This is a genomic window from Yoonia sp., assembly GCF_030731595.1.
In the GTDB taxonomy this organism is placed as follows: domain Bacteria; phylum Pseudomonadota; class Alphaproteobacteria; order Rhodobacterales; family Rhodobacteraceae; genus Yoonia.
Window position 1 is genome coordinate 1 of the sequence record NZ_JANQTS010000127.1, and the last position, 9,874, is coordinate 9,874.

Here is a 9,874-nt window from a genome sequence, read left to right on the forward strand (position 1 = left end):
CCATACCACTTGTTCATGTTGTTGATTTCAATCGCAACCTCGTCAGAGACCTTCATTTGGCTCCGGTCAATCGGACGTTCTTGAATCATGTCATCCATTTTCTGGTCTCCTTAGCGATGTTCACGCTGGAGCTTTTTCTCCAGGTAGAGTGAGTAGCGGCCCATGCTGTAGCAAAAGATAAAGAACATGATGCCGATAAAGAGGAAAAGCTCCCAATAGATCCCGTTCCAGTCGGTTGAGGCACGAATAGCATTCGTCAGACCGACAGGGTCGAGCAGGCCGATGAAGACGACCAGTGTGGTGTCCTTGAACAGACCGATAAACGTGTTCACGATACCGGGGATCGAGATTTTCAAGGCCTGCGGCAGAATGATCAACTGCATGGATTTCCAGTAATCCAGACCAAGCGCATCTGCGGCCTCGTATTGTCCCTTTGGCAGTGCGGCCAGACCACCCCTGATCACCTCGGCGATATAGGCCGCCGAGAACAGCGTGACCATGATGATCACACGCAACATCAGGTCGAAATTCGTACCCGGAGGCAGAAAGTAGTTCAGCAGCAGCGACGCTGTGAACAGCCACACGATCAGCGGCACACCACGGATTACTTCAATGAACACCACCGCCGAATACTTGATGATCGGTAAGTCGGACTGCCGACCAAGAGCCAGCAGAATACCCAAAGGCAGCGACAGGATGATCGCTGCAATGCCGATGACGACCGAGAGGGTAAAGCCACCGAAATCCTTGGATTCGATGAAGGGCAGTCCGATGGGTGCCGTAGCCGTCAGTGTGCTCGCGATGGGGCCCGTCAAGAAAAACCAGAACAGGATCGGCACGATGATCGCGCCGATGGTACCCATCAGCGAATTGATCGGGTTCAGGAACCGGAAGGTAAAGTATCCCGCGACGAACCCGAGACCGACAGCAAATGGCCCCCAGATCGATCCGCCCCACAGCAACAGGTACATGACAAAAGGTGTCAGCAATGTACCAATCAGCAGCGAGCGCGGCAGCTTGTCGAACAGGACCGGCGCAATGCCGACAAAGAACACCAAAAGCGCCACAACTGGACGCCAATAGGCATCGCTGGGATAGAAACCGAACATCAGTTGCGGCCAGCGTTCGGTGATCACAGCGAAACATGCCGCGGGCACATCAGCCCCTAGAGTGGCGTTTCTGATCTCGCGGCACTCGGTCAGCGAATCCGCGACCCAGATCCCGTTGATCATCCATGGACCGACATGTGCAATGACCCAGTAGACAAGATAGAGGGACGCAATCGTCAAAATTGCATTCAGAGGCGAAGAAAACAGGTTTTCCCGCAACCACTTGATGACACCGACTTCGGTGATTGGCGGCGTTTGAGCATCCACCATCGTGTCACGAACGTAGGCGACGGTCTGTGCTTGTGTGTCAGACATCTTAGCGCTCCTGCAACTGTGTGGATCGGTTATAGAAGTTCATGCCAGCAGAAATCAGTAGCGATAGCGCAAGATAGAAACCGCCCAAGAGCAACATTCCTTCAAGTTCGCGACCCGTCTGGTTGATCGTGATCCCGCCCAGCGTGGCGCGCACATCCATATAACCCACGGCAATCGCCAGCGATGAGTTCTTGGTCAGGTTCAGGTACTGCGAAATCAACGGCGGGATGATAACCCGCATCGCCTGCGGCAAAATGATAAGGTTCATCGTCCGGTTGGGTTGCAAGCCTAACGCAAACGCCGCTTCTGTCTGACCCTTCGAGATGGCAAGAATACCAGCCCGGACGATCTCTGCGATAAAGGCGCCTGTATAAAGAGACAAGGCAAGCCAGAGCGCGATAAGCGAATTGCGCAGATGGGTGCCTTCGGTGAAGTTGAACCCTTGCAGAAAGGGCTTCACGATGGTCAGACCCAGGAAGAACGCGACAAGTCCGAAGGGGACCACCAAGAGCGCAAGTTGCTGATACCAAGTGACGGGCCGCACACCTGTTGCCTGCTGGATGCGGTCTGCCCTTTTGCGCACGAAAGAGATAGCGACGATGCTGATGGCCAACGTGCCAAACAGGACCAGCCAGTCGATAGCGCCTGTCGCAACGGGTGTCGCCCCGTCCATCGCGGCCACAGCTTCATTGCCACTAAGTGAATTAGAAAAACCGATACGCGGAATCCAGATGCCACGGTTTGTAATGGCAACTGAATCGTCCAGCAACATCGCTTGCGTGGCGTCGTCACCACGGAATTCGCGGGGTTGCGGCATACTTTCGGTCATGATCGCAAAAATCAGAATGATCCAAAGCAACAGTGGGACGTTCCGGAAGCCTTCGACGTAAACCGCCATCAGTTTGTTCACGACCCAGTTCTTGGACAAACGCAACACGCCGGCGATTACGCCGATCAACGTCGCCGCCAGACAACCCAGAACCGCCACAAGCAACGTATTGAGGATACCCACAAGCGCAGCACGACCATGTGACATTTGGTTGTCGTAGGGGATCAGCATCTGGTTGATATCGTACCCAGCTGCACTGCCCAAAAACCCGAAGTCAAAGTCTTTGCCAAGGCTTTCTAGGTTTTCGATCGTGTTGTTGATCAGCCAGGCAAACGCGGCAACAATCAGGATCAAAGCCACGATCTGAATTGTATAAGATCGATAACGGGTATCGTAAATAAGTTGGCTTAACCGAAAGGAGGCTTTCGGCGGGTCGGTCAACGTCGACATGTATATCTCCCGTTGGCTCCCGATTTTGTCGCGCAGGCTTCGGTTGATCCGAATGTCTCAGCGCGCGGGATGCGCATTTATAAGCTTTTGGCTATTGGATGAAGGGCCCGGACAATGCCGGGCCCTTCACCGAGATCAGGTTTTAGCGGAATGGTGGGGTGTAGATCAGACCACCGTTGGTCCACTGTGCGTTCAGACCGCGTGCAAGACCGATTGGTGTGCTTTCGCCGATGTTCGATTCGAACACTTCGCCGTAGTTACCACCAGCCATAATGGCGTTCATTGCCCAGTTGGCCTCAAGACCCAGCATCGCGCCAAGCTCGCCTTCTGTACCCAGCAGGCGGTTCACTTCAGGATTGTCTGTCGGCGCAGAGGCCAGCCCTTCAATGTTCGCGGATGTGATGCCAAGCTCTTCGGCTGCGATCAGCGCGTTCAGCGTCCAACGCACAATATCAGCCCATTCGTTGTCGCCATGACGGACCAATGGACCCAGAGGCTCTTTGGAAATGATCTCTGGCAGAATGATGTGGTCACCAGGAGCTTCGAATGTCGCACGGGTTGCTGCGAGTGCAGAAGCGTCCGTCGTGTAAACGTCGCATGCGCCAGCAAGATACTGCTGCTGTGCTTCTGCGTTGGTTTCGATTGGCACGGGCTCATAGCTGATGTTGTTGACGCGGAAATAGTCAGCAAGGTTCAGCTCGGTTGTTGTGCCGGTCTGGATGCAAACAGTCGCGCCATCCAGCTCGGATGCAGAGGAAACACCCAGATCACGTGGCACCATGAAGCCCTGACCATCGTAATAGTTTACGCCGGTGAATTCGAACTTCAGGTCGACATCGCGGCTGAAGGTCCAAGTTGTGTTCCGGGCCAGCATATCAACTTCACCAGAGGCGAGCGCAGTAAACCGTGTCTGGCCTGTTGTTGGAACAAACTGAACCGCAGTCGAATCGCCAAAGATCGCAGCCGCTACTGCGCGGCATACAGCGACGTCAAAGCCTTCCCACACACCGTTTGCATCTGGCGCGGCGAAACCGGGCACGCCGGTTGTCACGCCGCAGTTCAGCGATCCGCGTGCCTTTACATCGTCAAGCGTCGCTGCCGAAGCCATGCCAGCCGCCAAGCCAGCAACAGTTAGTGCGCCGAAAAATACGGTATTCTTCATTTTTACCTCTTCCTGAGTTTCCGCCCAATGAGGACGGCCAATTTTTATCCCGTCCCGATAGACAGTCATGATGAGTGAGACAGTAGCTTTTGTCTCAGTGCACTAAGACTTTGGTTATTCGGAAGTAGAGTCAAGGGTTACTAGGGCAATTTACAATGCAGATGCTGTAAAATCGGGCATTTTTTTCCGCTTTTGCCGCGAAACGAACGGAATCATTTAGCCAGTGGAAAGCAGGAAAAACCGCGCGGCGTCAAAAAACGCCGCGCGTTTGACCATTTCGGCGGCTGCGGCATCTTCATCGGCACCCCATTGGGAGATCTGCCAATGTTCATCAACACGGGACAGCCCCCATGCGTCTTCGACCGATATCCCGCCCTTTGTGACCGCAATCGCAAGAATCAAGGACCCTGACAGGCTGATCAGATCATGCGCAGCGGCGAGTGCAAAATCGTCCAACACGGCGACTTCTGAGTAAAGCTTCGCGAGCGCATCGGGCGCTTGCTCTACGTGCATGACACCGACGCCGACGGCTAGTCGGACCCCAAGCTGCGCCTCTGCCCAATCAAGCATCGGATCCCAGCCCTTTTGCTGTAGCGCGATCAACTCCTCCGGCCCCGCAGCGCGGTAGCACAACAGATCGCTGTCGCCATACTCCGCAAGCAACGCCACCACTTCGTCACGTTGGGTGCGCACCTTATCAATCGCCGCATTCGCCCCCCGCGTCACAGGCATCTTGCGCGGGTCAATCAGGCCTTCTTGCGCGTCCCACTCTGCTGCAATCGCTTCGGCCATGGCCATCGTCGGCACAATCAACGGAGCCTTGGCCGGCGTCCGTACAGGGCGGGCATCCAGCATCACTGTGAAACCGCCATCGCAGGCGGTCGCTGTGGCTTCTTTCCAGAACCGTTTCGGTTTCCAATCGCTCATTGCTTAGTGCCCTATCAGCTGATCGACGGCATCTGACAATGCCGCGAAATCGGTAATCATCGCATCCGGCAAAAGTGTTTCTGCCGGATGATAGCCCCAACTCACGCCGATCTTCTTGATCCCGGCCGCACGCGCCATATCCATGTCATAGGTCGTATCGCCCAGCATCACCGCTCTGCCCTGCGCAACGCCTGTTTCGTTCAAGGCGGTCAGGATCATCGAAGGATGCGGCTTGGAGGGATGGTGATCCGCGACCTGTTCGCTGTGAAAGACCCCCGTCAGGCCGTGCCGTTCCAGCACTTTATCCAGCCCGCGGCGCGACTTGCCAGTCGCAACCGCCAAAAGCGTGTGATCCTGCTCTTGCAGGGCTTGCAAAGCCATGCGTGCGCCAGGGAAGAGTGGCCCCATCTCCCTGCCATGGGTGCGCAAGTCGCCAAAGCCGTCCTTGTAGGCGGCAACCAGTTTGTCCCTTTGAGGCTGTGCCACGCCGGGGCAAAGCTTTGCAAAGGCCTCGGCCAGAGACAGGCCCACGATTGACAAAACGGCAGCACGATCAGGCAGGGCCAAGCCTTCCGACTGAAAGGCAAAGGTCATGGCCGCCATAATCTCGGCCTGACTGTCGACGAGCGTGCCATCGACGTCGAATATCACAAGCCGCAGGTCACTCATCGGGCATATTGAACGGATCGACTGGGGCGTGGCCGACGACCCAGCCCACAAAGTCCCAAGTGTTTTGCATATGCTCGGGCAAAGGCGCTGTCAGGTGCAGGATCGCGCCGGTCGCGGGGTGTTCGATTGTCAGACTGCGCGCATGCAGATGCAGTTTGCGCCCGATCTCGCTGCCCATGCCAGCCCCCCAGCCGTCGCCGAGGTTTTCCTGACCCGACCCGCCATATTTTCCGTCTCCGATAATCGGATGCCCGATCTCGGCCATATGGGCACGCAATTGATGCGTCCGACCCGTGATCGGCACCAGCGCACACCACGCCGCACGGCTGGCGAGCGTATCCATCACCGCATAGTCGCTGGTGGCGCGCTTGGCCCCTTCGGTCGTTGCGACGTCATTGGGATGCACACAGCGCATCTTTTCATTCTCACCGCCGCGCCCGTGACCTGCTGCCTTCACCAGCCCGTATTTGATCGTGCCTGCACGCGGATACGGGACACCGGCCACAGCGGCCCAATAGATCTTGCGGGTTTCGCGGTGCTTGAGGTTCTCGGTCAATTGCTTGGCCATCATACGGGTACGCGCCAAGAGCAAGACACCAGAGGTATCCTTGTCCAGCCGGTGCACCAATCGCGGCTTTTCATCATAATCGAACATCAACGCCTCGGCCAAACCGTCCACGTGACGGGTCGTATTGGTCCCGCCTTGGGTAGCAAGGCCGTGCGGCTTGTTGATCGCGATGATGTGGTCGTCTTTGTAGATGACGCAGGACTGGATCATCTTGGCATCGGCCTTGGTCACACCATGCTTGATCAGACTGGCCGCTGCTGCGGCTTCCTCCTCGGTCGGCAAGGGGGGGATGCGGACCTTTTGGCCCACTTCAAGGCGGGTGTTGGTTTTCACCCGCCCACCGTCCACGCGCAATTCGCCCTTGCGACACATCTTTTCGATGCGCCCTTGGGTCAGATGCGGGAACAGGCGGCGCAGGTAGCGGTCCAGCCGCTGGTCGCCGTCATCGGGGCCGATGACGCGTGTTTGGACGCCGCTCATGCGGTGATACTCCTTGCAAGTAGTAGTGCCGCGAAACAGGCCGCGAGCGAAAGAACGACAGAGGCGGTGACATAGGCCAAGGCAAAGCCCAGCCTGCCGTCCTCGATCAGCCGGAGCGTATCCAGCGAGAAGGTCGAAAAGGTCGTGAAGCCGCCCAAAATACCGGTCATGACAAAGGGCAGCAAACCAGGGTTTTTGCTTGCCAGAAACACCCATGCCAGCCCGATACAGAACGAACCCACGATGTTCACAGTGAGCGTCCCAAGTGGAAATGCCACCGAGACCCCGATCAGATAGCGCAAGACAGCGCCCAATGCCCCGCCAAGGGCCACAGAGATCACAGATGTCATCATGCCGTTCCCATGCGGCTTTGCGGGCGGCTTGTCAATTCTTGCCCCGTTTTGCGCGCAGTCCGGCAAAGAAATCGACACGCTTTTTCAATTCCCGCTCGAACCCGCGATCGACAGGGACATAGTAGACGCCGCGTTTCATCGTTTCAGGGAAATAGTTCTGGCCGCTAAAGCCATCCTGAGCATCGTGGTCATAGGCATAGCCCGCGCCGAAACCCTGCTCTTTCATCAGTTTGGTGGGCGCGTTCAGGATATGGGCGGGGGGCGGTTCCGATCCGGTCTGCTTGGCGGCTGCCACGGCCGCCTTATAGGCCACATAAGCCGCATTCGATTTGGGGGCGAGGGCCAGATAAGTCACCGCCTGTGCAAGCGCCAACTCGCCCTCGGGCGATCCCAACCGCTCGTAGGTTTCCCATGATTGCAGACACACCGCCTGCGCCTGCGGGTCCGCCAGCCCGATATCTTCAACCGCCATGCGGGTGATACGGCGGGCCAGATAGCGCGGGTCTTCACCACCCGCCAGCATTCGCGCGAACCAGTAAAGGGCCGCATCAGGATCAGACCCGCGCACCGATTTATGCAAAGCGCTGATCAGGTTGTAATGCTCATCCCCGGACTTGTCGTATTTGACCGCGCGCTTCATCAGGCGTTTGGTCAGATCATCCGTGGTAAGTTTTTTGTCGGTCTTCCAAGCCGCAACCTGTTCAATCAGATTGAGCAACGCGCGGCCATCGCCATCGGCCATTTCCAACAGCGCATCTCGGGCCGGACCGTCTAGGGGCAAGGCTTTGCCAAGTTCCTTTTCAGCACGCTGGGCGAGCAATTCGAGGTCTTTGAGGTTGAGCCGGGTCAGAATGAACACTTGAGCGCGACTGAGCACAGCGGCGTTCAGTTCAAAGCTGGGGTTTTCGGTGGTGGCACCGACCAAAAGGATGGTGCCGTCCTCCATGTAGGGCAAAAAGCCGTCCTGCTGGGCTTTGTTGAAACGGTGGATCTCGTCCACGAACAACAACGTGCCTTTACCGTTCTGGCGGCGCATCTTGGCGGCCTCGAAGACCTTGCGCAGTTCCGGAACACCCGTGAAAATAGCACTGATCTGGACAAAATGCAGGTCAGTCTCGTCCGCCAGAAGGCGGGCAATCGTCGTCTTGCCGACACCGGGCGGGCCCCAGAAAATCAGCGACGATAGCGAGCCGGAGGCCAGCATCGTGCCCAAGGGTGCATCAGGGCCAAGCACCTGTTGCTGGCCGATGACCTCTGACAGTTTCGCGGGCCGCAACCGGTCAGCCAGCGGGCGCGGACCTGCGGGAGACGTGGAAGGGGCGCTGTCAAAAAGATCGCTCATGGGTTTAACATATGATCTGGCTCAAAAAGCGAAAGCCCCGCCGGTTGGGCAGGGCTTTGCAAATTCGAACGATGGGCTGGAAATTAATCTTCAGCTGCTTCGTACTCGGCCAAACGGGCCTTGTCTGCCGCACCTTTGGCATTCACGTCGCGGTCAACGAATTCGATGATCGCCATTGGGGCCATGTCGCCGTAACGGAAGCCAGCCTTCATGATGCGGACATAGCCGCCCTGACGCTCTGCGTAACGCGGGCCAAGCACTTCAAAGAGTTTCGCGGTATGCGCTTCCTGCTTCAGTTGTGCATTGGCCTGACGGCGGGCGTGCAGATCGCCGCGCTTGCCCAGTGTGACCAGCTTTTCAACAATGCGGCGCAGTTCTTTCGCCTTTGGCAATGTTGTCTTGATTTGTTCATGTTCGATCAGCGAACCAGCCATGTTTGCAAACAGCGCTTTGCGATGTTCGTGGGTCCGGTTCAGCTTACGGTATCCGCTTGCGTGACGCATTTTATGGTCTCCTTAGGTTTATACTTTGTCCAACGGTCTGATGCGTGCCAGCCGTATTATTGGGGCGGAATTGCCCGGGGTCGTAGGTAGGATGGGTGCGCGCACCCATCCCGATAGATTAAAACTGGTCTTCGAACCGCTTGGCCAGATCTTCGATATTGTCTGGTGGCCAATCCTCGACATCCATACCAAGGTGCAGACCCATGCCTGACAGCACTTCTTTGATCTCGTTCAAAGATTTGCGGCCGAAGTTCGGGGTGCGCAGCATTTCTGCTTCGGTTTTCTGGATCAGATCGCCGATGTAAACGATGTTGTCGTTCTTGAGGCAGTTTGCCGAACGTACAGAAAGTTCCAACTCGTCCACTTTCTTAAGCAGCAGCGGGTTGAACTCCAGACCATCATCATCAGAACCAGCTGTTGCTGATTCAGGCTCGTCGAAGTTGACGAAGATCGACAACTGGTCCTGCAGGATGCGGGCCGCATAAGCGACTGCATCATCAGGTGTCAGCGACCCATCGGTTTCGACCTTCATGGTCAGTTTGTCATAGTCCAGAACCTGACCTTCGCGGGTCGGCTGCACGTCATAGCTGACTTTTTTCACAGGCGAGTAGATCGCATCAATCGACATCATGCCGATAGGCGCATCTTCTGGCTTGTTCTTGTCGGCTGATACATAGCCCTTGCCGGTGTTGACGGTCAGTTCCATGTAAAGGTCAGCGCCTTCATCAAGGTGACAGATCACGTGATCCTTGTTCAGGATCTCGATACCAGCAGTTTCAGAGATATCCGCAGCGGTTACGACGCCCGGGCCTTTGGCCTGAACGGACAAACGCTTTGGTCCTTCGACTTCCATACGGATCGCGACGCCTTTGAGGTTCAGCACGATGTCGGTGACGTCTTCACGTACACCGGACACGGATGAAAACTCGTGCAGCACGTTGTCGATCTGAACAGCAGTGATTGCGGCACCTTGCAGTGACGACATCAGAATGCGGCGAAGAGCGTTGCCAAGCGTCAGACCAAAACCGCGCTCGAGCGGTTCTGCAATCATGGTCGCCTGACGCATCGGGTCGTTGCCCGGTTTTACTTCCAATTGAGTTGGCTTGATCAACTCAGCCCAGTTTTTGTGGATCATATGTCCCTCCATTCTAGTCTGCCTTCATGTCC

General features: G+C 56.5%; 10 protein-coding genes and 1 pseudogene. All 11 read right to left on the minus strand.

The genetic code is table 11. The annotated features are described in order from the left end of the window. Positions 1-98 (minus strand): annotated as a pseudogene (locus NWQ23_RS14520) (amino acid ABC transporter ATP-binding protein); the annotation flags it as partial. A gap of 12 nt (positions 99-110) precedes the next feature. Beyond that, positions 111-1,424, minus strand: a complete 1,314-nt coding sequence (locus tag NWQ23_RS14525; protein WP_306167102.1) for an amino acid ABC transporter permease — start codon at positions 1,422-1,424, stop codon at positions 111-113. Between the two features lies 1 nt (position 1,425). Beyond that, entirely contained in the window at positions 1,426-2,703 is a 1,278-nt protein-coding gene (locus tag NWQ23_RS14530; protein WP_306167103.1) for an amino acid ABC transporter permease, read from the minus strand. Between the two features lie 142 nt (positions 2,704-2,845). Further along, positions 2,846-3,865: an amino acid ABC transporter substrate-binding protein gene (locus NWQ23_RS14535; protein ID WP_306167104.1), complete on the minus strand. Its 1,020-nt coding sequence runs from the start codon at positions 3,863-3,865 to the stop codon at positions 2,846-2,848. Between the two features lie 216 nt (positions 3,866-4,081). After that, on the minus strand, positions 4,082-4,792 hold the full coding sequence (locus NWQ23_RS14540) for an ATP12 family chaperone protein (protein WP_306167105.1): 711 nt from the start codon (positions 4,790-4,792) through the stop codon (positions 4,082-4,084). 3 nt (positions 4,793-4,795) lie between these two features. Further along, a complete protein-coding gene (locus tag NWQ23_RS14545; protein ID WP_306167106.1) occupies positions 4,796-5,461 on the minus strand; it encodes an HAD-IA family hydrolase in 666 nt (221 codons plus the stop codon). Beyond that, entirely contained in the window at positions 5,454-6,509 is a 1,056-nt protein-coding gene (locus NWQ23_RS14550) for an RluA family pseudouridine synthase (protein ID WP_306167107.1), read from the minus strand. The genes NWQ23_RS14545 and NWQ23_RS14550 overlap by 8 nt, the downstream gene beginning before the upstream one ends. After that, the gene (crcB, locus tag NWQ23_RS14555; RefSeq protein WP_306167108.1) at positions 6,506-6,862 is read right to left on the minus strand and encodes a fluoride efflux transporter CrcB; all 357 of its coding nucleotides are present in this window, start codon (positions 6,860-6,862) and stop codon (positions 6,506-6,508) included. The genes NWQ23_RS14550 and crcB overlap by 4 nt, the downstream gene beginning before the upstream one ends. 31 nt (positions 6,863-6,893) lie before the next feature. Beyond that, a complete protein-coding gene (locus tag NWQ23_RS14560) occupies positions 6,894-8,204 on the minus strand; it encodes a replication-associated recombination protein A (protein WP_306167109.1) in 1,311 nt (436 codons plus the stop codon). Between the two features lie 83 nt (positions 8,205-8,287). Beyond that, the gene (rplQ, locus tag NWQ23_RS14565; protein WP_306167110.1) at positions 8,288-8,707 is read right to left on the minus strand and encodes a 50S ribosomal protein L17; all 420 of its coding nucleotides are present in this window, start codon (positions 8,705-8,707) and stop codon (positions 8,288-8,290) included. A gap of 118 nt (positions 8,708-8,825) precedes the next feature. Beyond that, positions 8,826-9,842 (minus strand): DNA-directed RNA polymerase subunit alpha, encoded by a 1,017-nt coding sequence (locus NWQ23_RS14570; protein ID WP_306167111.1) that lies wholly within the window; start codon positions 9,840-9,842, stop codon positions 8,826-8,828. Positions 9,843-9,874: the final 32 nt, after the last annotated feature.